At 75.2% G+C, this 22,553-nt stretch carries 25 protein-coding genes and 2 pseudogenes; 14 read left to right on the plus strand and 13 right to left on the minus strand.

Going from position 1 to position 22,553, the window contains the following annotated elements; all coding sequences use genetic code 11:
• Positions 1 to 148: 148 nt before the first annotated feature.
• Positions 149 to 1,246, plus strand: coding sequence for a helix-turn-helix transcriptional regulator (locus tag QMQ26_RS05625; protein WP_282204971.1), 1,098 nt, complete (start codon positions 149 to 151; stop codon positions 1,244 to 1,246).
• On the opposite strand, the gene QMQ26_RS05630 is transcribed toward QMQ26_RS05625, so the two are convergent.
• Entirely contained in the window at positions 1,227 to 1,412 is a 186-nt protein-coding gene (locus tag QMQ26_RS05630) for a hypothetical protein (RefSeq protein ID WP_282204972.1), read from the minus strand. The two genes, QMQ26_RS05625 and QMQ26_RS05630, sit on opposite strands and share 20 nt — an antisense overlap.
• 174 nt (positions 1,413 to 1,586) lie before the next feature.
• On the opposite strand from QMQ26_RS05630, the gene thrS reads away from it, so the two are divergent.
• From thrS to QMQ26_RS05650, 4 genes are all read left to right on the plus strand, one after another.
• Positions 1,587 to 2,855, plus strand: coding sequence for a threonine--tRNA ligase (gene thrS, locus QMQ26_RS05635; protein WP_282204973.1), 1,269 nt, complete (start codon positions 1,587 to 1,589; stop codon positions 2,853 to 2,855).
• A gap of 233 nt (positions 2,856 to 3,088) precedes the next feature.
• Complete coding sequence (locus tag QMQ26_RS05640; RefSeq protein WP_100835129.1) at positions 3,089 to 3,727, plus strand: hypothetical protein; 639 nt, start codon at positions 3,089 to 3,091, stop codon at positions 3,725 to 3,727.
• A 167-nt stretch (positions 3,728 to 3,894) separates the two neighbouring features.
• Positions 3,895 to 4,734, plus strand: coding sequence for a DsbA family protein (locus QMQ26_RS05645; protein ID WP_282204974.1), 840 nt, complete (start codon positions 3,895 to 3,897; stop codon positions 4,732 to 4,734).
• Positions 4,735 to 4,822: 88 nt separating this feature from the next.
• Positions 4,823 to 5,323, plus strand: coding sequence for a vitamin K epoxide reductase family protein (locus QMQ26_RS05650; RefSeq protein WP_318552201.1), 501 nt, complete (start codon positions 4,823 to 4,825; stop codon positions 5,321 to 5,323).
• A gap of 253 nt (positions 5,324 to 5,576) precedes the next feature.
• On the opposite strand, the gene QMQ26_RS05655 is transcribed toward QMQ26_RS05650, so the two are convergent.
• A complete protein-coding gene (locus tag QMQ26_RS05655; RefSeq protein ID WP_282204975.1) occupies positions 5,577 to 6,809 on the minus strand; it encodes a M23 family metallopeptidase in 1,233 nt (410 codons plus the stop codon).
• A 268-nt stretch (positions 6,810 to 7,077) separates the two neighbouring features.
• Here QMQ26_RS05655 and QMQ26_RS05660 point away from each other — a divergent pair.
• Positions 7,078 to 7,263 (plus strand): annotated as a pseudogene (locus QMQ26_RS05660) (SARP family transcriptional regulator); the annotation flags it as partial.
• Between the two features lie 212 nt (positions 7,264 to 7,475).
• A complete protein-coding gene (locus QMQ26_RS05665; protein WP_282204976.1) occupies positions 7,476 to 9,959 on the plus strand; it encodes an ATP-binding protein in 2,484 nt (827 codons plus the stop codon).
• Between the two features lie 175 nt (positions 9,960 to 10,134).
• Here the strand turns inward: QMQ26_RS05665 and QMQ26_RS05670 are convergent, their stop codons facing one another.
• Together QMQ26_RS05670 and QMQ26_RS05675 are read right to left on the minus strand one after the other, a co-directional pair.
• Complete coding sequence (locus QMQ26_RS05670) at positions 10,135 to 10,350, minus strand: hypothetical protein (RefSeq protein WP_282204977.1); 216 nt, start codon at positions 10,348 to 10,350, stop codon at positions 10,135 to 10,137.
• Positions 10,351 to 10,488: 138 nt separating this feature from the next.
• Positions 10,489 to 11,304 carry an SDR family NAD(P)-dependent oxidoreductase gene (locus QMQ26_RS05675; protein ID WP_282204978.1) on the minus strand — a complete coding sequence of 272 codons (816 nt, stop codon included), beginning with the start codon at positions 11,302 to 11,304 and terminating at the stop codon, positions 10,489 to 10,491.
• A gap of 131 nt (positions 11,305 to 11,435) precedes the next feature.
• Here QMQ26_RS05675 and QMQ26_RS05680 point away from each other — a divergent pair, with 131 nt between their 5' ends.
• Both QMQ26_RS05680 and QMQ26_RS05685 read left to right on the plus strand, forming a co-directional pair.
• Positions 11,436 to 11,945: a MarR family winged helix-turn-helix transcriptional regulator gene (locus tag QMQ26_RS05680; protein WP_282204979.1), complete on the plus strand. Its 510-nt coding sequence runs from the start codon at positions 11,436 to 11,438 to the stop codon at positions 11,943 to 11,945.
• Positions 11,942 to 12,748 carry an alpha/beta fold hydrolase gene (locus QMQ26_RS05685; RefSeq protein WP_282204980.1) on the plus strand — a complete coding sequence of 269 codons (807 nt, stop codon included), beginning with the start codon at positions 11,942 to 11,944 and terminating at the stop codon, positions 12,746 to 12,748. The genes QMQ26_RS05680 and QMQ26_RS05685 overlap by 4 nt, the downstream gene beginning before the upstream one ends.
• Positions 12,749 to 12,755: 7 nt before the next feature.
• On the opposite strand, the gene QMQ26_RS05690 is transcribed toward QMQ26_RS05685, so the two are convergent.
• The 5 genes and pseudogenes from QMQ26_RS05690 to QMQ26_RS05710 form a co-directional block, all read right to left on the minus strand.
• Positions 12,756 to 13,286: a GNAT family N-acetyltransferase gene (locus QMQ26_RS05690; protein WP_100838333.1), complete on the minus strand. Its 531-nt coding sequence runs from the start codon at positions 13,284 to 13,286 to the stop codon at positions 12,756 to 12,758.
• Between the two features lie 2 nt (positions 13,287 to 13,288).
• Positions 13,289 to 14,170, minus strand: a complete 882-nt coding sequence (locus QMQ26_RS05695; RefSeq protein ID WP_100835137.1) for a nucleotidyltransferase domain-containing protein — start codon at positions 14,168 to 14,170, stop codon at positions 13,289 to 13,291.
• 352 nt (positions 14,171 to 14,522) lie between these two features.
• Entirely contained in the window at positions 14,523 to 16,004 is a 1,482-nt protein-coding gene (locus QMQ26_RS05700) for an endo-1,4-beta-xylanase (protein ID WP_282204981.1), read from the minus strand.
• 254 nt (positions 16,005 to 16,258) lie between these two features.
• Entirely contained in the window at positions 16,259 to 16,765 is a 507-nt protein-coding gene (locus tag QMQ26_RS05705) for a GNAT family N-acetyltransferase (protein ID WP_282204982.1), read from the minus strand.
• 139 nt (positions 16,766 to 16,904) lie between these two features.
• Positions 16,905 to 17,304: pseudogene (locus QMQ26_RS05710) on the minus strand (ankyrin repeat domain-containing protein).
• A 346-nt stretch (positions 17,305 to 17,650) separates the two neighbouring features.
• Here QMQ26_RS05710 and QMQ26_RS05715 point away from each other — a divergent pair.
• The 5 genes from QMQ26_RS05715 to QMQ26_RS05735 all read left to right on the plus strand — a co-directional run bounded on the left by QMQ26_RS05715 (position 17,651) and on the right by QMQ26_RS05735 (position 20,247).
• Positions 17,651 to 17,845, plus strand: coding sequence for a hypothetical protein (locus tag QMQ26_RS05715; protein WP_100835141.1), 195 nt, complete (start codon positions 17,651 to 17,653; stop codon positions 17,843 to 17,845).
• Between the two features lie 579 nt (positions 17,846 to 18,424).
• Complete coding sequence (locus tag QMQ26_RS05720; RefSeq protein WP_282204983.1) at positions 18,425 to 18,616, plus strand: hypothetical protein; 192 nt, start codon at positions 18,425 to 18,427, stop codon at positions 18,614 to 18,616.
• 145 nt (positions 18,617 to 18,761) lie between these two features.
• Positions 18,762 to 19,028 (plus strand): hypothetical protein, encoded by a 267-nt coding sequence (locus QMQ26_RS05725; protein ID WP_282204984.1) that lies wholly within the window; start codon positions 18,762 to 18,764, stop codon positions 19,026 to 19,028.
• Entirely contained in the window at positions 18,992 to 19,618 is a 627-nt protein-coding gene (locus QMQ26_RS05730) for a hypothetical protein (RefSeq protein WP_282204985.1), read from the plus strand. Before QMQ26_RS05725 ends, QMQ26_RS05730 begins: the two co-directional genes overlap by 37 nt.
• 254 nt (positions 19,619 to 19,872) lie before the next feature.
• Complete coding sequence (locus QMQ26_RS05735; RefSeq protein WP_282204986.1) at positions 19,873 to 20,247, plus strand: RNA polymerase-binding protein RbpA; 375 nt, start codon at positions 19,873 to 19,875, stop codon at positions 20,245 to 20,247.
• A 106-nt stretch (positions 20,248 to 20,353) separates the two neighbouring features.
• Here the strand turns inward: QMQ26_RS05735 and fxsA are convergent, their stop codons facing one another.
• The 4 genes from fxsA to QMQ26_RS05755 form a co-directional block, all read right to left on the minus strand.
• On the minus strand, positions 20,354 to 20,941 hold the full coding sequence (fxsA, locus tag QMQ26_RS05740; protein ID WP_282204987.1) for an FxsA family membrane protein: 588 nt from the start codon (positions 20,939 to 20,941) through the stop codon (positions 20,354 to 20,356).
• Positions 20,942 to 21,076: 135 nt separating this feature from the next.
• On the minus strand, positions 21,077 to 21,415 hold the full coding sequence (locus QMQ26_RS05745) for a carbon-nitrogen hydrolase family protein (protein WP_282204988.1): 339 nt from the start codon (positions 21,413 to 21,415) through the stop codon (positions 21,077 to 21,079).
• A 550-nt stretch (positions 21,416 to 21,965) separates the two neighbouring features.
• The gene (locus QMQ26_RS05750) at positions 21,966 to 22,328 is read right to left on the minus strand and encodes a hypothetical protein (protein ID WP_282204989.1); all 363 of its coding nucleotides are present in this window, start codon (positions 22,326 to 22,328) and stop codon (positions 21,966 to 21,968) included.
• Entirely contained in the window at positions 22,285 to 22,503 is a 219-nt protein-coding gene (locus QMQ26_RS05755; protein ID WP_282204990.1) for a hypothetical protein, read from the minus strand. Before QMQ26_RS05755 ends, QMQ26_RS05750 begins: the two co-directional genes overlap by 44 nt.
• Positions 22,504 to 22,553: the final 50 nt, after the last annotated feature.

Consider the following 22,553-nt stretch of genomic DNA (forward strand, 5'->3'; position numbering starts at 1 on the left):
GGCGCCGTCCTTCCGTCCGGTGCGCGGCGGTTCCGCGCAGCGAGGGCCCGCGGTCGCGCCCCGCCGGGTGCGCCGCACCACCAAGGCTGGCGGCCATACCTGACACCTCCTGTCAGGTATTCCGGCCGGTCTGCGCGATGATGGCGGGGTGCGCGCCGACCGTCTCCTCGCCCTGCTCCTGCTGCTCCAGAACCGGGGCCTGTGCACGGCCACCGAACTCGCCGCCGAACTGGAGGTCTCGGTGCGCACCGTCCACCGGGACGTGGAGGCGCTGGGCGCGGCGGGCGTGCCGGTGCTGGCCGAACGCGGCCGGACGGGCGGGTACCGGCTGGTGGGCGGCTACCGGACCAGGCTGACGGGTCTGACGGGGGACGAGGCCGGGGCGCTGTTCCTCGCCGGGGTGCCGGACGCGGCGAAGGAGCTCGGCCTGGGCGCGGTGCTGGCCACCGCCCAGTTGAAGGTGCGGGCCGCACTGCCTGCCGAACTCGCGGACCGGACAAGGCGGTTGCAGGAGCGCTTCCACCTCGATCCGGCCTCCTGGTTCCGGGACGCGGACCCCGTACCGGAGTTGGCCCGGGTCGCCGAGGCGGTCTGGGAGCAGCGGGTCCTGCGCGTGCACTACCGGCGCTGGCGCGGCGAGGTGCACCGCGAACTGCGGCCGCTGGGGCTGGTGTTGAAGAGCGGCATCTGGTACCTGCTGGCGTCGTCCGCCACACCGGCCCCCGAGGGCTCCCCACCCGCCCCCGCAGCACGCACCTCACCCGCCCCCGCACGCACCTCACCGGCTCCCGGGAACGCCGCGCCGCCCGCCGAGGCCGCCGCCGCGGTCCGCACCTACCGGGTCTCCCGGATGCTGGCCGCCGAGGTCGCCGACCGGCACTTCACCCGCCCGCCGGACTTCGACCTCGCCGCGCACTGGGCCTCCACCACCCGCGAGTTGACTGGCATGCTGCACCAGGACACGGCCACCGTCCGGGTCTCCCCGCGCGCGCTGCGGCTGCTGCCCGCCCAGTTCGGCACGGCGGGCGCCGAGGCCGCCCGGCGGGCCGGCCCGCCCGACCAGGAGGGCTGGGCGGTGGTCGAACTCCCGGTCGAGTCCACGCCGGTGGCCGTCTCCGACCTGCTCCGGCTCGGCCCGGACGCGGAGGTGCTGGCCCCGCCCGCGCTGCGCGCCGCCATCGCCGAGGCGGTCGCCGCCCTGGCCCGCCGCTACGCCGACGCGAACACTACGGCTGCCCCGTCCTGATCCGGCCGCGGCCACCGAGCACCCCGTCCAGCAGGGCGGTGTGCGATTCTCCCGGGGCGGCCACCGCGCCGTGGTGGCACGGCACCGTCCGGGCGCACCGCAGATATCGGCGCACCGCGGATATTCGGGTGCCGATCGCCGGGCGGGCCGTTACGGTGGCGGGCATGAAGCGCGCCGCGATGCCGACGACGCCGGAGAGTGTCCCGGCGCGCTGACCGCTGTGCGTGTGCGAGCCCCGGGGCCGAGAGCTCCGGGGCTTTCGCGTGTGCGCGTGCGCGTCCTCCCCGGCGGTCCGGCCCCTCCCCGTGAATCCGTTCCGTGCATCCCCGAGGAGACCGCCGTGTTTGAAGCACCCGACGTGCCGGACATTCCCGACATTCCCGCCGTGCCCGCCGGGCCCGACCACCGCCGGCTGGGCCGCGCGCTGGGCCTGTTCGACACCGATCCGCTGATCGGCTCCGGCCTGCCGTACTGGCTGCCGGACGGCGCCGTGGTGCGCCAGAGCCTGGAGGACTTCGTCCGCGCCCTGGAGCGGCGGGCGGGCTACCGGCACGTGTACTCGCCGGTGCTGGGCAAGCGCGAGCTGTACGAGCTCTCGGGGCACTGGGCGCACTACCGGGAGGACATGTTCCCGCCGCTGGAGATGGGCGGCGACGAGCAGCTGGTGCTGCGTCCGAGCCTGTGCCCGCACCACGCGGTGCTGTTCCGGTCCCGTTTCCGCAGCTACCGGGAGCTGCCGCTGCGGATGGCCGAGCTGGGCGACATGTACCGCTCCGAGCGCTCGGGCGTGCTGGGCGGGCTGACCAGGGTGCGGGCGATCCGGCTGAACGACGCGCACGTGTTCTGCACCCCGGAGCAGGCGGCGGCGGAGGTGCGCGGCGCGCTGGAGCTGATCGCGGCGGCGTACCGGGCGATGGGCGTCGTCCCGTCCCGCCACCGGCTGTCGCTGCCGGGCCCGGGCGGCAGGTACGCGGCGCGGCCGGAGCTGTGGGAGCGGGCGACCGCGATCCTGGTGCGGGCGCTGGCGGAGCTGGGTCTGCCGTACGAGGAGGGGGTCGGCGAGGCGGCGTTCTACGGGCCGAAGATCGACGTGCAGGTGCTGGACGCGGCGGGGCGGGAGTCGACCCTGTCGACCGTGCAGGTCGACTTCCACCAGCCGGAGCGGTTCGACCTGCACTACGTGGGGCCGGACGGGGCGCGGCACCGGCCGGTGATGGTGCACCGGTCGGTGGTGGGCAGTGTGGAGCGGGCGGTGGCGCACCTGATCGAGCGGCACCGCGGGGCGTTCCCGGCCTGGCTGGCGCCGGTGCAGCTGGCGGTGCTGCCGCTGGGCGCGGAGCAGGCGGAGGCGGCCGGGGCGCTGGTCTCCCGCTGCCTGGAGCTGGACCTGCGGGCCGAGGTGCTGGGCGCGGAGCGCGGTTCGCTGGGGGCCCGGGTGCGGGCGGCGCGGCTGGTGCCGTACCAGGTGGTGCTCGGTCCGCGCGAGGCCGCCGACGGGAGTCTCGCGCTGCGGCTCCGGGACGGGCGGCGGCTCGGCCCGGCGCCGGCCGGCGAGGTGCTGGCGCGGATCGCCGGACGCGTCCGGTCGCACGCCGTCGAGCTGTGGTGAGCGCCACCCGGGGCACGTGACGCCGCCCACGCCGTGGCCGTCCGCGCACCGCCCGCACGCCGTCCCGGGGGTGTCCCCGGAACCGCCCGCCACCCGTGCCCCGTCCGCCCCGCACCCGTCCCGCGTCCGACCCGCACCCCCTTTACGCAGGGCTTATTCACGGTACGGGCGGTCGGGACGGGTGCCGTCCGACCCTCGTCCCCGGGACCTTCGGCGTGCCATACTCCTTCACCATGACCGGCATTCACGCGACCAAGGCCCTGCGGGGCGCGGTGTTCACCGCGCTCGCCGTGCCGCTGGCCGCGTTCGGCCAGGTGGCGATCACCGGGCGTGCCCTGCCGCTCACCCTGGTCGCGGCGGCGAGCGTCGCGGTCTTCCTGCTGGCGGTGGTCCTCGACGGGGCGCGCCGCCGTTTCCTGCTGCTGTCCTCCGTGCTGGTGCCGGTGGAGCTGCTGCTGAACACCACGTTCAACCTCGGCCAGGACGCCTGTGCGCGGCCCGCCCGGGGCGTGGACCTGCTGGTCTGCGGCGGCGACTCGGTGGGCGGCTCGGAGCTGTTCGCGCAGTGGACGCACGACTCGGCGGGCCTGCTGCGCCTGCTGGTGCTGGCCGTGCACCTGGCGCTGGCGCTGGCCGCCGCGGCCTGGCTGCGGCTGGCGGACGACGCGCTCAGCGGCGTCGCGGCGGCGCTGGACGCCCTGGCCCGCCTGCTGCCCGCGCCCTGGCGCGCGCTGCTGTCGGCCGTCCGCCCGGCCTGCCCGGCCGCGCTGCTGCCGTCCCCGGGCACCGAGCCCGCGGCGCGCCGTCCACAGGTGCTCGTCCTCTCCCCCGCTCCGCGTCGCGGTCCCCCGCAGCCGGCCCTCGCCAGCTGACGGACCGTCACCCGGACGCGTTCCGTTCCGGGCGCCCCGCCGAGGCGCGCCCCTCCCCTCCCCCTTCTTTACCCGCACCCCGCCGTGCCGTGTGCCGTGTCCCGCCCCGTCCCCGTACGGGCGGCGTACCGCGCTGCCGCCGGGTGCCGAGGAGACGACGGATCACCATGACCAGCAACCACCCGAACCAGCAGTCCCAGCCCCAGAAGTCCCAGGCCCAGGCCCAGTCGCAGCAGCGCGCCACCGCCCGCGAGCGCCTCAAGCAGGCCCAGCAGGCCGAGGCCCGGGCCGCCAAGCGCCGCCGCGGCCTGACCATCGGCGTGTCGGTGGCCGCCGCCGTGGCCGTGATCGCGGGCGGCACCGCGCTGGCGGTCGCGGGCGGCTCGAAGGGCGACGGTTCGTCCACGGCCGCCGCCGTCGCGCCGGCCCACACCAGCGCCACCGACGACACCGTGGTCGTCTACGGCAAGGCCGACGCCCCGCACACCCTGGCCGTCTACGAGGACTTCCGCTGCCCGGTGTGCCAGGCGTTCGAGACCTCGGCCGGCAAGAGCGTCCAGCAGCTCGCCGACCAGGGCGACTACAAGATCGAGTACCACCTGGCCGCGTTCCTGGACAACAACCTGGGCGGCAAGGGCTCGAAGACCGCGCTGGCCGCGGCGGGCGCGGCGCTGAACGAGGGCGTCGACAAGTTCAAGGCGTTCCACGACGTGCTGTACGCCCACCAGCCCGCCGAGAGCGAGGACGGCTTCGGCGACGTCAACCACCTGCTCGACCTGGCCGGCCAAGTGCCGGGCCTGAAGACCGAGGCGTTCACCAAGGCCGTCACCGACGGCACCTACAAGGGCTGGGCGGCCAAGGTCGCCACCGCGTTCAACCGCAGCGGCGTCTCCGGCACGCCGACGGTCAAGCTCGACGGCAAGCAGCTCGCCGTGATCGGCCAGGACGGCAAGCCGCTCACCGGCGACCAGTTCACCGCCCTGGTCAAGCAGACCATCGGCGGGTGACCCGGATGACCACGGCCCTCACCACCGCCCCCGCCACCGCGCCCGCCCCCGGAAGACCCCGATCGGCGCCTCCCGGGGCTACGCCTGGATGCTCCTGGTCGCCGGCCTGGTCGGCCTGGCCGCCTCGGCCGTCCTCACCCTGGACAAGCTCAGGCTGCTGGAGAACCCGGCCTACCAGCCCAGCTGCAACATCAACCCGGTGATCAGCTGCGGTTCGATCATGCGCACCGCCCAGGCGTCCGCCTTCGGCTTCCCCAACCCGCTGATCGGCCTGGCCGCCTTCGGCGCCCTCGCCGCGGTCGGCGCGGGCCTGGTCGCCGGCGCCGCCCACCGCCGCTGGTTCTGGCTCGCCCTCCAGTCCGGCACCCTGCTCGGCCTCGGCTTCGTCGCCTGGCTGGTCGACCAGGCGCTGTACGAGATCGGCGCGCTCTGCCCCTACTGCATGGTGGTCTGGGCCGTGGTCATCACCGCCTTCTGGTACACCACCGTCCACAACCTCCGCACCGGCGCCCTCCCCGCCCCCGCCCCCTCCGCCGCCTGGCCGCCCTCCGCTTCCAGTGGCTCGTCCCGGTCGCCGCCTACCTGGTGATCGCCCTCCTGATCCTCAACCGCTTCTGGTACTACTGGTCCACCCTCCTCTGACCCCCACCCCGCACAACGGCCCCCACCTGCACTTCTCCCGGGTGGGGGCCGTCCGCGTCCGCCCGGGACCGCCCCCGGCTGCTCGGTACGGGGTGCCCGGAGGTCCGGAGGATGATCGTCGCGCCGGCGGTGCCCCGGGCACACACCGAGTGCCCGGGCGAGGTGCGCGTCCGCTTCGTCGGTGATTTCGGCGAGCTCGATCAGATGCCGCGGACGGTGCCTTGGGTGGTCCAGCCGTCGCCGTTCCAGTCACCGGTGACAGGGGTGTCCCCGCTGTCGCCGTAGGTGACGGAGGTGACGCTCGCATCGGCGTGCCGGAAGTAGAAGGTGCGGTTGCCCGGGTTGTAGACACCGATCTCGGTACGCCCGGTACGGTCCCAGTCCCCTACCACCGGAATGTTGTCCGGATTGCCGAAGGTCAGGGTCCGATCCGCCGCACCGGCCGTGAGACTGTCACGCAGGTAGAAAGTCGAGGTCGCCGGATCGTAGGCACCCACCGTCTCGGCACCGTCACCGTTCCAGTCCCCCGCCAGAGGCCGCCAGTTGCCGCCATTGCCGAACCCGAACACCCGCACCGAACCGTCACTCATCCGCAGATGGAACTTCCCGTCCGCCATGTAGACACCGATCTGATCCGTACCACCGTCCCAACGCCCCAGCACCGGACGGTTGCCGGACACCCCGAACACCAACGTCGACTCCGCCACACTCCCCGAGTTCGCCAGGTAGAACGTCGACGTCGTCGGATCGTAGGCACTCACCGAATCCGCACCGTCCCCATCGAAATCACCCACCACCGGCACCATCGGCGTGCTCCCGAAATCCACCGCCGGCCGCGTCGACACACCCGACCACCCCTGATCCGACAGGAACCACCGCAACACCTTGGAGGCCGGCGGCGGCGGACTCGTGGGCGCACAGGCGTTGTTGCTGGTGAAGGTCCGGGTACCGCCGGCGTAGGCGACCCCGTCGAAGGTGGCCTGCTGGCCGACTCCGTTCAGGGTCTGTTCGAAGTGCAGGTGCGGGCCGGTGGAGTTGCCCGTGCTGCCGACCCGGCCGACCGCCTGACCGGCTTGCACGCTGGCGCCCACGGCGACCGTCACGGCGGAGAGGTGGGCGTAGTGGGTCGTCCAACCACCGCCGTGGTCGATGCGTACCTCGTTCCCGGCCCAACCGTTGCTGGCTCCGGCCGCCACCACGGTGCCCGGCGCGCTGGCGGAGACCTGTCGGCCCAGGTCCTCGGGGTAGTAGTTGAAGTCCACGGAGTTGGCCGGGCTGTGCCCGGAGTAGGTGGTGGCCGTCCACGTCTCCCCGCACGGGAAGGGGAGTTGGAAGGTCGGGCGGCCGGCGGCCTGGGCCGCCGGACCGGGCAGGCCGAAGGCGGCCGAGGCCACGAGCACCGCGAGCGAGATGGAGAAGGAGCGCCTGGACATGGAATCCCCCGGTACGAGAAGCCGCCGCGGCAACCGCACGGCCGGGTGCCGGAGAAGCCGGCCGGCCGTACGTCGCTGCCGCCGTGCGGAACTGGCGTGCGGATAGTCTTCGGACGTGTTCGAAGGCCGCCCGCGAGGGCGGCCGCACGGGACGGACACAGTGGCCCGGCCCGTCGGAACGATCTTCCCGACGGCCACGCAAAGGCGACTCAGATTCGGATCACAGCCGGAGGCCCGCGCTGTGCGCAGCACCCGTCAGGGGGATGACATGGAAGTTCGGTTCGCGCTGCTCGGCCCGCTGCGGGTCGAGGTGGGCGGGGTGGACGCGGAGGTGACGGGTCCGAAGGTGCGGCTGCTGCTGGCCGTCCTGCTGCTCAACGCCAACCGGGCCTTGGCGGTGGACCGGTTGGTGAGCCTGCTCTGGGAGGGCGAGCCCCCGCGTAGCGCGGTCTCCGCCCTGCACAACCACGCGGCCCGGCTGCGCCGCGCCCTCGCCCCGGCCGGCTCCGACCGGCTCCGCTCCACCCCCCACGGCTACGTGCTCGCCGTGGGTCCCGGCGAACTCGACCTGGAGGTCTTCGGCAGCGCTGCCGACCGGGCCGCCGCAGCCCGGCTCTCGCAGGACTGGGACGCGTGGGGAACCGAGACGGAACGGGCCCTGGCACTGTGGCGGGGGAACCGTTCACCGGACTGCCGAGCCTGCTCGACTCGCCGACCGCGGTCCGGCTCGTCGAGACCCGGCTGCGCCTTCTGGAGTGGTGCGCCGACCTCAGGCTGCGCGGCGGGCCGCAGCCGGGCCTGGTGGCCGAACTCGCGGCACTCACCGCAGAGCACCCGCTGCGGGAGGTGTTCCACCGGCAGCTGATGCTGGCCCTGCACCGCGCCGGGCGGACTCCCGAGGCCCTGGACGTCTATCACGCGCTGCGCCGACGGCTGGCCGAGGAACTCGGCATCGACCCCGGTCCGGAAGTGCGGGACGCCCTCCAGGTCCTGCTGGCCCCCGGCCGGGAGAGCGCGTCCCCGTCTCCCGCGACCGCCACGCCTCCCGCGACCGCCACGCCTCCCACGACCGCCACGCCTCCCGCGACCGCGACCGCGACCGGCCGGACACCGAAGCCGTTCCAACTCCCCCGTGACACCGCCGATTTCATCGGACGCGAGCAGCCCCTGCGGCTCCTCCGGGACGCCCTGCTGCGGGTCGGCGACGCGACGGCGTCCGGCGGTGCGGCGTCCGGCGGTACCGCGAGCGGCGCGACGGCGTCCGGCGGTGTGGTGGTGATCTCCGGCATGGGCGGCGTCGGCAAGACCGCCCTCGCCGTCCACGCCGGCCACCTCCTGCGCGCGCACTACCCCGACGGGCAGCTCCACGCCGACCTGCGCGGCTACTGCGGCGACGCGCCCCGCGACCCGCACGGGCTGCTCGGCCGCTTCCTCACCGACCTCGGTGTGCCCGGCTCCGCCGTCCCCGACCACACCGACGACCGGGCCTCGCTCTACCGGGCCACGCTGGCCGACCGTCGCGTTCTGATCCTGCTGGACAACGCCCGCGAGAGCGCCCAGATCGACCCGCTGCTCCCCGGCGTCGGCCCGTCCGCCGCTCTCGTGACCAGCCGTCACACCCTGGCCGGCACCGAGGCCGTCCGGATCCCGCTGGCCCCGCTCGGGCCGGAGGCGCACACCCTGCTGGCCGGGATCTGCGGCAGCGAGCGCATCGCGGCCGACCCCGTCTCGGCCGACCGCATCGTCGCCGCCTGCGGCGGGCTGCCCCTCGCCCTGCGGATCGCCGGGGCCCGGATCGCCACCCGACCGGCCTGGCCGCTGAGCGCCCTCGCCTCCCGGCTGGCCGAACCCCGCCACCGTCTGGGCGCCCTGGCCCTCGACGACCTGGCCGTCCGCGACGCCTTCGCGATGAGCTACCACGCCCTGGCGACCGGTTCCCGCCCGGTCGAACAGGAGGCGGCCCGGCTGTTCCGGCTGCTGGGGCTCTGGTCGGCCACCCCGCTCTCCCTGGAAGCCGTCTCGGCCCTCGCCGACCGGGACCCGGTGGAGACCGCAGACCTGCTCGATGTCCTCTACGACGCCCACCTGATCGAGGCTCCCACCGCGCACTCCTACCGCTTCCACGACCTGCTGGCCGGGTACGCGGCCGAGCTCGTCCGCGCCGAGGAGGCCCCCGGCGAGCGGGACGCGGCCACCCTGCGACTGCTGACCTGGTACACCGCCGCCGTCGAGCACGCCGAATCGCTCTGCTGGCCCGTCCGCACCCCGCCGGAGGAGACCTGCGTCCCGCTGCCCGAGCTGGGCAGCGCCGAGGACGCCCTCGGCTGGCTGCGCCGGGAGATGCCGGCGATCCGGGAGGGTGTGGCCCGGGCCGGCGGGTCCGGCCGCCCCGAGTTGGCCTGGCGGATCGCGACCCACCTGAACGGCTACGGCAACAGCTACTGGTGGGAGGGAGCCTGGCAGGCCGTCGTCTCGACGGCCCTGGACACCGCACGGGCGGTCGGGGACCGCGAGGCGCAGGCCGGACTGTACGGCTGCCTCGCGGCGGCGCTCGGGTGCGCCGGCCGGGACGACGAGTCGCTGGAGCACCTGCTGACCGCCGAACGGATCCTGACCGGGCTCGGCAAGTCCCGCGGCGTGGCCTGCATGGTGGCGAACCAGGCCCTGGTGCACAAGGAGGCCGGCCGCCTCACCGACGGCTTCGCCGCCGTACGCCGGGCCCTGCGGCTCTTCGAGGCGGCCGGCGAGACCGAGCCGGCGCTCGCCCTCCACACGCTGGCCGGCCTGCACCTGGCGGCGGGTGACGCCCGGGCCGCCGAACGGACCTACCGCCAGGTGCTCGGCGTGTTCCGCCGCCGGGGCCTGACCGGCCCGACCGGGGCCACCCTGGTCGACCTCGGCGACACCCTGCGCGTGCTCGACCGCCGGGACGAAGCACTCGCCGCCCTCGGCGAGGCGCTCGCCACCGCCCGGACGCTCGACGACCGGCACGGCATCGCCGCGGCCCTGGAAGCCACCGCCCGCACCCACGCGCACTTCGGCGAGGCCGAACAGGCCCGCCACTGCCGGCTGCTGGCCTTCGAGACCGCCCGAGCCCAGGAGTCCGACCACACCGTCACCACCGGCACGGCGGGTCCGACCCGCCCTTGACCGGTCCTGCGCCGCCCGCTGACCCCGAGCCCCGCCCCGGCAGTGGTCGACGCGGGCCCCGGGGCCGCCACCGTGTCCGACGTGGCCGGACCGGTCCTGTTCCTGGAGACGACGGTCCCGGAGGGGCGGCGGACGGCCGGGACGGTTGAACTCCCCTCCCGAAGCGTGGGCCGCGTCACGGGCCGGGCCGGGGCCGTCCTCGGGCGTATCCGGCCCGCAGTGGGCCGCCGACCCGGTCCAGGACCTCCTCGACCGCGGCGGTGAAGCGGCCCGGGCCTTCCGGGTCGGTGCAGCCGCGCAGGCCGTCCAGCGTGTCGGTGAGCGCGTACCGCCGGTCCTCCGGTGCGACGGCCGGGGGCGGGGGCGGGCCGGCGGCCAGTCGCGACCGCACCTCTCGCTGGAGCGCCGCTCCGATCCCGTCCGCGTCGGCCGACAGGGCCCCTCGGCGCACATGGCCGGCAGCGGGAGCACCGGGCGGCCGTCTCGCGGTGATCCACCGCACCAGTGTGGCAGTGGCCCCGGCGGCCGTTCACAGCGCGGCGAGGAGTTCCTCGGTGGCGGTGTGCAGGCGCAGCGCGGCGGCGGGGTCGAAGGCCGGGGTGTCGGTGGGGACGCGGCGGCCCTCGAGGACGGCGGTGAGGGGGGACGGGGGTGCGTCGAGGTAGGGGAGGATCTGGGCGACGGCCTGGGCGGGGGTCTTGGCGTGGGCGCGCAGGTGGGCGACCTGGGCGGCGGTGGCGGGGTCGTACTCGCCGGCGAAGCTGGTGGCGACGGTGCCGGGGTGGTTGACCAGTTGGGGGACGTCGGGGTGGGTGGCGGCCAGGTGGGCGGCGAGCAGGTCGCAGAGCGATCCGCTGTGGCCGAGGGCTCCGGTGCCGGGGTAGTCGTGGCGCAGTTGGAGGTCGTCCCAGCGGACGGGGCCGGTCAGTCCGGCGCCGCCGAAGTTGAGCACCACGGGCCGTTCGGCGCGCCGGAGTCGGGGCAGCAGGCCGTGCGAGAGCAGGTGGCGGCTGAGGTAGAAGAGGGCGAAGTTGGCCTCCAGGCCGTCGGCGGTCTCGGCCCGGGTGGAGCGGTGGTAGCGGGCGCCGAGCACCAGGACGTCGACGGCCGGGTGATGGGCGGCGACGTGGTCGATCAGGCGGTGGTTCTCGGCGACCAGGCTGAGGTCGGCCGCCAGGAAGTGCGCCCGGTCGCCCGCGCCGTGCCGGTGCGCCTCGGCCCGGAACGCCGCGCCCTTGGCCGGGTTGGTGCCGACCACCAGGACGTGGTGCCCGCGCTCCAGGTAGACGGTGGCGAGGGCGCGGCCGATGCCGTCCGTCCCGCCGGTGATCACTGCGGTGGCCATGGTTCCCCTTCACGCCCGAAAATGCTTTGAGGTATCAAAGCATTCGACCGGAGGGGACGACAACTGCGCTGCTCGGTGCCGCAGTTGCCGGAGCGTCAGGTGGGCGCGGCCGGGCCCGGTAGGCTGGCCCGGTGATCTCACCCCCCACCCCACCGTCCGCCGCCGTCGTCGCGCCGGAGCTGGCGCGGCTGGAGACGGCGCTGTCCGCGCTGGTCCGGTGGAGCGAGAGCAGGCACGTCCGCGCCGAGGTGGCCCGGCTGGCCGGGTGCGACATGCCGCCCAGCGCGCTGCGGCTGCTGGAGCACTTCGCGGCGGCGGGCCCGATGCGGGTGTCCGACATCGCCGAGTGCCTGCGCATCGACGTCTCGACGGCCTCGCTGCAACTGCGCCGCCTGCGCGCCGACGCGCTGGTCAGCCGCAGCGCCGACCCGGCCGACGGCCGCTGCGGCGTCATCGCGATCACCGCCGAGGGCCGCCGGGTGCTGGACGCGGTCCGGGCCGCCCGCTGCGGCCTGCTCGCCGAGGTGTTCGGCGCGACGCCCCCGGAGCAGCTCGGCCGCGCCGCGGACGTGCTGGGCCTGGTCCAGGAACACATGCTGGCGGGCGCGGCGGAGCCCTCCCCCGGCGGGGACCGGCCGTGACCGGACGCCAACTCGCGCCCGGTCTCACGGTGTTCGGCCCCGACACCGCTCCCCCGCTGGTCCTGGTGCACGGCATCCGGCTGTCCGGCGCGATGTGGCGCCCGCACGCCCGCCGCCTCGCCCCCGACTTCCGGGTCAGCACCCCCGACCTGCCCTGCCACGGCGCCCTCGCCGACCGCCCGTTCACCCTGGACGCGGCCGTCGACACCGTCCGCCGCGCCGTCCGGGAGGCGTACGAGTCGACCGGACGCCGCCCCCTGCTGCTCGGCCTGTCCCTGGGCGGGTACGTCTCGCTGGCGCACGCCGCCCGCCACCCCGCGGACCTCGCCGCGCTCGTCCTGCACGGCTGCACCGCCCGCACCGGCGGCGCCCAGGCCGCCGTCTACGCCGCCGCCGGACGGCTGAACGACCGGCTGGGGCAGGCGCGTTCGGCCCGGCTCCAGGCCCGGGCGATGCGCCGGCTGCTCCCGCCGGAGTCCGCCGAAGCGGTGCTGTCCGGCGGCTTCCACCTGCCCGCCCTCACCCAGGGCGTCGCCGAACTGCGCCGCCACGACTTCCTGGCCCTGGCCGGCCGGCTGACCACCCCCACGCTCCTCCTCAACGGCCGATCCGACCTGCCGTTCCGCGCCGACGAGCGGCTCTTCCTGACCGCCGCCCGCACCTCCGGCGCCCCCGTCCGGCTCTTCCACACCTCCGGCGGGCACCTGCTCAGCCTCACCGACCCCGACCGCTTCACCACCCTGCTACGCCGCGCCCACCACCTCCTACTACCGGACGAATCCGGCCCGCAGCAAGGGAGTTGACGTCCGGTCAGCCTCTGGCCAGCCGGTACACCACCGCGTGCTGCTGCGGCCCCGGCGGGACGCTCGGGTCGAGGAAGTCCGCCGCCGGGTCGTGCACCATGCCGAGCCGCCGCGCCACCGCCCGCGAGGGCGCGTTCCCGGCCGCGATCACGGCCAGGATCTCGGGCAGCCCCAACTCCTCGAAGCCGTACCGGAGGACGGCCCGCCCGGCCTCGGTGGCGTAGCCGTGGCCCCAGGCGTCGCGGTGCAGCCGCCAGCCGGCCTCGACGCCGTCGAAGGGCATCCCCTCGTCCACCGGGTCGAGCCCGGCGAAGCCCAGGAACCTTCCCTCCGAGCGGAGTTCGACCGCCCACCAGCCCCAGCCGCGCCGCGCCAGCTCGGTCCGGAAGTGCTCCAGCGAACCGGCGGCCTGCTCCCGGTCGAGCAGGGTGCCGAAGTACCGGCGCACGTCCGGGTCGGCGTTCAGCTCCGCCCAGCGGTCCAGGTCGCCGTCCCGCCACTGGCGCAACAGCAGCCTGGGCGTGGTCAGTTCGGTCACGGTCACGGTGTTCCTCCCGCTCCGGCCAGCACCTCGCCGGCCAGTTCCTCCGCCCGGTCCAGCAGCGCCGCCAGGCTCGCCGGACCGGTGCCGCCGACGGCGAACAGCTCCTGCGCGCGCCGCTCGAACTCCGGTGGCGCGCACGGCAGTCGACCGGCCGAGGCGATCGCGCCCTTCTCGTTGACCAGCCACCGCCCGGCCCGCGCGTGCAGCGCGTGCACCAGCAGGCCGACGGCCCGGAACAGGCAGCCCGCGACGTACCCGGCGTCCCCCCGGCCCGCGCCCTTGCGCGCGTTGGCCAGCACGAACGGCACCTCCCAGGCCGCGTCGGCCTCCAGCGTCCGCCTCAACCCGTCCGGGAAACAGGGGGTTTCGCCCCGCAGCGCGGCCAGCTCCCCCGCCGGGTCGGCCAGCACCCGGGCCAGCGCCAGCTCGCCGACGTACGCGTAGGACGGCACGCCGTACGGGTGCCCGGGCTGCTGGCCGGAGACGTACCGGCCCCGGCGGGCCTCGGCCGCGTAGTGGCGGACGCGCTCGACGTCCCGGTAGATCCAGTCGACCCGGGCCGGGCCGATGTCCAGCCAGGCGCCGCCGTCCACCCAGGGGCCCCAGCCGCCGGGCTCGGCCACCTCCACCGGACGACCGCACAGTTCGGCGGCCAACTCCCGCAGCGCGCCGGTGTCGAGCCGCCCGGGGCGGTAGTACAGGCCGAGGTCGTAGTCGGACCCGGCGGTGTGCGTGCCGCGCGCCCGGCTGCCGCCGAGACAGACCCCGACCACCCCGCCGACCCGCGCCAGCCGCTCCGCGATCCGCCCGAGCCCGGGCCCGGGGCCACCCTCGCCCTCGTCCCGCTCCGCCGCCGCACCCGCGCCCTCGTTCGTCATCACCCGCCACCCTGCCCCACCGCACCGCCCGCCGCCAGGCATTTTCGCCCGACACGCACCGACACGCACCGGGCCGCACCGGAAGGCACCGGCACGTCCCGCCGTGCGGGCGGCACCCGGACGCGCAAGGGGGCAGCACGCAAGGGCGCGGTGGGGGCGCCGCACCGCCCCCACCGCGCCACCGGTCGCCGCCCGCACGGCGCCCGGCCTGAATCGGTCGCCCCGGCCCCGCCCGGCCCTGGGCCGACCGACCCGGTCCCGCCCGGATGATCGGCGCACCCGGCTCAGCCCGTCCGGTTCGGCCCGGCGGACTCAGCCCGGCGGGCCCGGACCGTCCGGACGGCCGTCCGGCTCAACCGGCCGCGCAGGCCACCCCGTTGAGGGCGAAGCCGCTCGCCGCGGCGGCGTTGCCGGTGTGGTTGGCCTGGAAGCCGAAGGTGGTGGAGCCCCCGGCCGGGATCGCCGCGTTGTACGACAGGTTGCTCGCGCCGACCTGGCCGGCGGCCGGGCTGACGGTGGCGTTCCAGGCGTTGGTGACGCTCTGCCCGCCGGGCAGCGCGAAGGTCAGCTTCCAGCCGTTCACGGCGCTGCCGCCGGTGTTGGTGATCGTGACGTTCTCGGTCAGGCCGGTGTTCCAGGCGCTGACCTGGGTGCTGACCTTGCACGCCGCGCCGGTCGGCGGCACCGACGGCGAGGAGGAGGGCGACGAGGACGGCGACGAGGACGGCGAGGGCGAGGCGGAGGAGGACGGCGACGGGGACGGCGAGGAGGTGCTGCCGCCGAGCGCCGTCACCACCGCGTTGTAGGCGGCCTTCGGCTGGTAGTTGTTGTCGTACATGGTGGCCGCGCCGTAGCCGGAGAAGAAGTCCGGAATCCACGAGTCCGGGTCGCCCACGCCCCACTGCGAGACGCCGACGCAACCGGTCACCGCCAGGCAGGAGTTGACCACGTTGGCGTAGTCGGTGGCCTGCTGGGCGAGGTTGGCGGCGCTGGCCGGGACGGGCATCCGGTCGTCCAGCTCGGTGATGGCGACGTTCACGCCGAGCGCGGTGAAGCGCTGGATGTTGGCCTTCAGGGTGCTGGGGACCTGGCCGACGATGAAGTGGCTCTCGAAGCCGACGCCGTCGATCGGCACGCCCTGCTGCTTGAGCGAGGAGACCAGCTGGTACATGCCGTCGCTCTTCGCGCCCAGGCCCTCGATGTTGTAGTCGTTCAGGTAGAGCTTGGCGTTCGGGTCGGCGGCGCGCGCGGTGCGCAGCGCGTCGGCGATGTAGCCGGAGCCCATCGCGTTGGTGAAGGCGTCGGTGCGCAGCGTGCCGTCCTCGTTGAACGGCTCGTTGACGACGTCCCAGGAGTAGACCTGGCCCTTGTAGTGGGTGGCCTCGGTGGTGATGTGGTTCTCCATCGCGGCCTTCACCTGGGCGGTGGGCAGGCTGCCGACCCAGCCGGGCAGTTGGCTGTGCCAGACCAGGGTGTGGCCGCGCACCCGCATGCTGTGGGCCTTGGCGAAGGAGACGATCTGGTCGCCGGGGCCGAAGTTGAAGTTCCCGGCGGAGGGTTCGGTGGTGTCCCACTTCATCTCGTTGCCGGGGGTGACCATGTCGAACTGGGTGCCGGCGATCGCCGTGATGGTGGAGCTGTTCAGGTTGGACTGGGTCAGGGCGGTGCCGAAGTAGCCGCCCTTGGCCTCGGCGAGGTCGCGCAGGGTGGTGCCCGCGGCGCCGGCCGGTCCGCTGCCGACGGTGGCGGCGGCCAGCAGTCCGCCGGCGGCGGCGAGGGCCAGCGCCGCGAGGGCGCGCCCGGGCCGGCGAGCTGCGCGCAACTGTGCAGCCATGGTGGGTCCCTTCCGAGGGGGTGGGTGGGGTGCACGGACCGTACGGCGGCCCGCGCGGCCCCGGCAACGGAGCGCCGGGGCCGGCCGCCACCGGCCGCCGCCGGGCCGACTCCGAAAATTTCGACGGACGTTCGACCGTCCTTCGACGCCCACCGCCCCGACCTGCAGCGGGAGCCGGAAACGACGCGGCGGCCGCGGCCCCGGCCCCGGGTCCGCGGCCGCCCCGACCGGCTCCGCCGTCAAGAAAGTTACAGCTACCGCACGTCAGCGGGCTGCGCCACGGGGACGGCGACCAGCTCCTTGCCCATGCAGACGCTCTGCTCGTGGTCCTTGTAGTAGCCGAACTTGCGGATCTCGGCGTAGCCCTCGGAGGTGTAGAGCGCGATCGCCTCCGGCTGCAGGGTGCCGGTCTCCAGCACCAGCCGGGTCCGCCCGGCGGCGACCGCGGCGGCCTCCAGGTGGCGCAGCACCGCGCGGGCGTGGCCCCGGCCGCGGGCGTCGGGGACGACGTACATCCGCTTGAGTTCGGCGTCGCCGTCGCGCAGCCCGTCCGCGTCCCGCTCCTTGGCCCGCCAGCCGCCGCAGGCCACCGGCCGCCCGTCCTGGTAGCCGATCACGAACAGCCCGGCGGGCGGGTCGAAGTGGTCGGTGTGGACGGCGGTCTGGTCGCCGTCGCCGTACCTGCGGACGTACTCCTGCTGGACCTCGGCGGCGAGTTGCTGGGCGTCGGGGTGTCCGAAGCCGGTGGTGCGGATCTCCATGGCGCCCAAGGGTACGGGCCCGCCCCCGGCCCGCCCGGCGCCGGGGGCGGGTGAACCGCCAGGTGAGGAGCCGCGCAGGAACCGGGCAGGAACCGGGTCGGGGTCCTACCGGAGCCGCGCAGGAGAGCCGGGCCGGGGCTCAGGCGCGGGTGAGGCGGGCGATCAGGTCGTCCTTGCCGAACATCCGGGCCGCGTCCAGCGCGGAGGGCGCCCCGGCCCGCGGGTCGGCGCCGTGCGCGAGCAGGGCGTCGACGACCTCGGTGGCGCCCTTGAAGACGGCGCCGGCCAGCGGGGTCTGGCCGTGGTCGTTGGCCCGGTTGGCCCGGCGCCGCGCTCCAGCAGGGCGGTGACGGCGGCGGCGTGGCCGTGGTAGGCGGCGAGCATCAGCAGGGTGTCGCCGCGGTCGTTGGTGAGGTCGGCGGGGTGCCGGCGTCGAGGTAGGCGGCGAGCAGCGCCGCGTCCCCGGTGCGGGCGGCCTCGAAGAGCCGCCCGGCCAGGGCGATGACGTCCTCATCGGGCTGCACGGTGGGATCGGTCATGGGGTGTTCCGCCTTCCGGTGGGCGGCCGCGCGGGCCGCTGATCGTCCTGGTGGTGCCACGCGAACGCTAGCGGACGCCCCGCGGCGCACCGTCCGGCGCGGCGCGGCACGGCCGTTCGGGCGAATTCCGGGTGCGCGGAGCGCGGTCGCGCCAGGCGCGGGGACGCCTGAGTGCGCCGGTGCGATCCACTGGCCCTGTGCATCCCCGCCTCGCGGAACGTATACCGCCGATCCGGGTGCTCGGGTGAGATCCACCCGTTTGCCGCACCCCATCATCTATTACTTCTTGTCACCATGAAGGCACTTTCTGTACACACTGTCCCCGCCCCTCGTGAGGAGCAATCCCGTGATTCTCTCCATCTCCGGCATCGTCCTGTTCGGTGTGATCGCTTTCCTCTTCTTCCGCCGGGACGGGCTGAAGATCTCCCACGCACTGGTCTGCGCGCTGTTCGGCTTCTACGTCGCGGGCTCCTCGATCGCGCCGACCATCCAGGCGGGCGGCGCGAGCCTGGCCAGCCTGATCGGCGGCCTGAAGTTCTGAGCGGTCCCTGCTCCTTACGGCCCGGGCGCGGACATCCCACCGCCCCGGGCCTTCTGCCAGCCCCGCCGGGCTGATCACCCGTCAGCCCGCCACCGCCGTTCCCGGCGGCCGTCCCCGCCGCCGCTCCCCGCGCCCGTCCCCGTGCCCGTTCGTTCCCCTCCCCGCCCTCCGGAGCCCGCATGTCCCTCACCCGCCACTTCACCCGGGGCCGCGACCTCGCCCGCAGCGCCGGCGACCACGCCGCCGACGTGTTCGCCCCGCTGGCCCTGATCGGCCGCGGCCTGCGCCGCCACGCCGAGTGGGCCAAGGACCGCTGGGCGGCCACCCCGAAGGAGCGGCGCGGCCCGACGCTGCTGGTCGGCGCGGCCGTGGTGCTCGGCGTCTTCCTGCTGCCGCACGGCCCGCTGCTGGCGATCGTCGCCCTGGTCGCCTCCGCCGCCTGGTCGGCCGCAGCCCCAAGTCCCCGTCGGTGCCCGAGCCAAAGGCCGCCGACGTCAAGCTGCCCGCGCTGTACGCGGCGCTCACCCCGTACTTCGGCGGCTACGACGACCCGGGCGCGCTGTACCGGGTGGACGGCGAGTGGAAGGCGGTGTTCGCGGACTGGGCGTTCGACCGGACGGGCGGCTGGCCGCTGGACATCGTCTACCGGCGTACTTCACCGACACCGAGCCGGCCGCCCGGGCCCGGATCGAGCAGGTGGTGCAGGGTAAGGCGGGCCGCTCGCGCGAGTACCGCTTCGACTGGGACGAGGAGTCCAACCGGCTGCGGTGACGGCGCTGGCCCCGCTGCCCGCCGACATCGCCGCGCAGCGCTTCGTCACCGCGCCGGGCGAGATCGTCCTGGGCTTCACCGACGGCGCGGGCAGCCCGCGCACCATCCCGGTCGAGCAGGGCGGCGTCACCGGCAGCAGCCGCCGGTGGTGTGGGCGGGTCGGGCCGCGCTCGGCCGAGCGCACCTGCTGGCGCTGGGCGCGCCCGGCCACGGCACCTCGACGCTGCTGCGCTCGATCGCCCTGCAGGCGCTGCCGCACGGTGACCTGGTGGTGGTGGACGGGGCGAGCACCGGCGAGCACGCCTGCCTGGTGAACCGTCCGGGCGTGCACACCGTGGAGACCAGCCTGCACGGGGCGCTCGCCGCGCTGGAGTGGTGCGCGCAGGAGACGAGCGCCGGCTGGTCGCGCTGAACGCCGCCCGGCACCACGGGCTGGCCGCGCCCGCCGACGTCACCCGCCCGCTGTGGATCCTGCTCGACCACCTCACCGAGCTGTCCGAACTCGCCCACGCCGAGGGCCGCGGCGACCCGCAGGAGCTGCTGGAGGTGCCGCTGCGGCACGGCCGGGCGGCCCGGGTCACGGTGGTGTTCGTGGACGCGCTGGACGCCCGGGACCGGATCTCCGCGACCGTCCACGCCTGCGCCCGGGCCCGGGTGGTGCTCGGCCGGTCACCGTCGACTCCGGCGCGGCGGCGCTCGGCGGCCCGCTGGACATCGCGCCCGCCGCGCACACCCCGCCCGGCCGCGGCTACGCCCGGATCGGCGCCGCCGCGCCGGTCCGGCTCCAGGTCCCGGTCACCGTCGACCCGCTGGACGAGGACGCCCCGGCCGCGCTGCGGGACGCGGTGGTCGCCCTGCTGCCGCACCGCGACACCCGCACCGAGGCGGCAGCCCCGGCGGTCGCCGATCCGGTCGGTGCCGGGTCGGCCGCGCGCCGAGCCGGTCGGCGCGCGAGCCGCAGCCACGGCCGACCGATCTGACGAAGGACGCGGCGCAGGTTAGTCCGCGCCCGGTCTGGTAAGAAGACCGGTCGGGCCCGACGCCCTTCGGCGGACCATAAGTGCACAAAATGTGACACGCCGGGTGATAACACCGCCCAGATGTGACAAAACGGGCGACCATGGGTACAAACAGGGGCGGCACGACAGGCGACGTATGTCCCGGACGGGAATCTTCGTCGGAGGTCGCGCGTTGGACCCAGCGACGAAGACAGCGACCACTAGTCCTGTGGGCAAGAAGCCCGGGAGGCACGATTCATGAGCGAGCGAGCTCTCCGCGGCACGCGACTCGGGGCGACCAGCTACGAGACCGACCGCGGTATTGACCTGGCACCCCGCCAGACCGTTGAGTACGCATGTCAGAACGGACACCGCTTCGAGGTCCCGTTCTCGGTGGAGGCGGAGATTCCCATGGTGTGGGAATGCCGTTTCTGCGGCCAGGAGGCCGCCCTCCTCGACGGCGAGGAGCCGGAGGAGAAGAAGACCAAGCCCACCCGCACCCACTGGGACATGCTGATGGAGCGCCGGACTCGCGAGGAGCTGGAGGAGGTCCTGGCCGAGCGCCTGGCCGTCCTGCGCTCGGGCGGGATGAACCTGGCGATCCACCCGCGCGACTCGCGCAAGTCCGCCTGACGGACCGGCGCCGCACCACCGCCGAAGGGCCCCGGGGAACCGGGGCCCTTCGGCGTTCCCGCGTACGCGGGAGGAGAGAGAGTGCGCGGGAACGCCCGACGGAGCGTCAGGGCGCGATCGGCGGGCGGTACCCGGTGTCCGGGCCGGAGGGACCGGACGGGTCGGCGGAGCCGTGCGGGCCGGCCGGCGGGTCGACGACCTCGCCCTGGACGACCTTGCCGTCGGGCCGGTGGATGCGCAGCTGCTCCTGCAGGCGCACCGCGTCGGCGAACCGGTCCGCGCCGACCGGGGTGGTGGAGCGCAGCGCCGAGCCGGTGATCCGGCGGCCGACGGCGCGCCACACGGCCCGGGTCGGCGGCAGCAGAAAGGTCACCGCCAGCAGGTCGGACAGGAAGCCGGGGACCATCAGCAGGAGGCCGGCCAGCACCGTCATCGACGTGCCGGTCTGCGGCTGCGCGGACTGCGGGTCCCTGGACAGCTCGACGGCGGCCCGGAAGGCCCGCGCCCCGGCGCGCTTGATCACCGCGCCGCCGAGGAACACCCCGGCAACCAGTAGCAGCAGGGTCGGGAACCAGCCGATCCAGCCGGCCACCACGGTGACCAGCCAGATCTCCAGCACCAGCCAGGCGACGACCAGCAGCGGCACGGTTCGGGCGAGCCGGCCGCGGCGGGCCGGGGTTGCTTGCCGGGACACGGTACGAATCCACTCCTCGCGGTGCCCTCCGCGGCGGCCGGCCTCTCCGGCCGCGTCCACGCACCACCCAGCACAACGGCCCCGGGGCCCGCCGTGTTCCGCGGCGCGCACCCGGGGCCGTCGGCCCGCGGCCGGTCAGGCCGCGCGCTCCACCCTCCGCCCCCCGCCGGCCACCGCGAACGCGCAGGCCAGCACGCCGCCGAGGGCCAGCGTCCACTCCGGCGCGGCACCGACCCGGTCCGCGACGGTCCTCCCGTCGCGCAGCGGCACCACCGCGTTCAGCACGGCCTGCTCCATCTCGCCGGTGCGCTGCTGCACCGCGCCGTCCGGGGTGATCACCGCGGAGACGCCGCTGGTCGCCGCGATCAGCACCGCCCGCCCGTGCTCGACCGCCCGCAGCCGGGACATCGCCAGCTGCTGCTCGGTCTGCCCGGTGTTGTTGTACGTGGCGTTGTTGGTCTGCACGACGATCACCGCCGCCGCTGGTCGACCGCGTCCGGACGATCTCGTCGTACGCCACCTCGAAGCAGATCACGTCACCGATCCGGGCCGGGCCGAGCTGCATGACGCCGTTGTGGTCGCCGGGGTAGAAGTCCCGGGCGACCCGCTGGAGGCGGCTGATCACCTTGGACAGCTCGGTGCGGAACGGCACGTACTCGCCGAACGGGACCGGGTGCTGCTTGGTGTAGGAGGCGCGCGGGGCCGGTCGCCGGGTCCCAGACGATGCCCTCGTTCTGGACGTGCTGCTCGTCGGGGCCGTCGACCAGCGCGCCGACCAGGGTGGGGACGCCGCGACCGCCTTGACGCCGCGCGTCGATCCGGGCGTAGGCCGCCGGGTCGGTGAACGGGTCGAGGTCGGAGGCGTTCTCCGGCCAGATCACGACGCGTCCGGCTTGGGCGCCGTGCCCGCGGCGACGGGGCGGCGAGCTTCTCGGTGGCGGTGGCGTGGTTGTCCAGCACCTCCATCGGGCGGCCCAGGAAGTCCATGCCGGGGCGGTCCACGTTGCCTGGACGAGGGCGACCTTCACCGTGTCGTCGCGAGCGGCGTGAACGGGCTGGCGGTGTTGGCGAACGCCAGCCGGCCCCACGGGAAGCCGCCGAACGGCAGCCGGTCGCGCATCCACTCCTGGGTGACCCAGAGCACCGGCCCACAGCGGCCAGCCGCGCAGCTTCGAGTCAGCGCCGTGCCCGCGCCCATCAGCGCCAGGAACAGCGCCTCGATCAGCGACAGGCCGACGGCGGCGTCCCAGCCGACCGGGCGCAGCCAGGACAGCAGCACCACGAAGAACGGGACGCCGAAGGCGAAGCCCAGCCAGGCGCCGTGCCGGGCCCGGCGGCCCGGGTCAGCAGCGCCAGGCCGGCCACCGCGAGGACCGACAGCGGCCACCGTCGAACGGCGGGAAGGCCAACGCCAGGGCCAGGCCGCAGAGCGCGGCCAGGACGGTCCGGCCCCACCAGGCGCGCGGCCGTCCGCCCCTCCCGCCCCGCGCCGCCCGGCCGGGCGCCGGCGGCTCCGCGTCCTGCTCGGCCACCGGCTGCTCCTGCGAAACGGGCAGTGCCACTGCGCACCACCTCTCTACCTCGGATCGTCTCCGCGCCGGGGAGGGGCGCA

This window comes from Kitasatospora fiedleri (genome assembly GCF_948472415.1).
GTDB lineage: Bacteria > Actinomycetota > Actinomycetes > Streptomycetales > Streptomycetaceae > Kitasatospora > Kitasatospora fiedleri.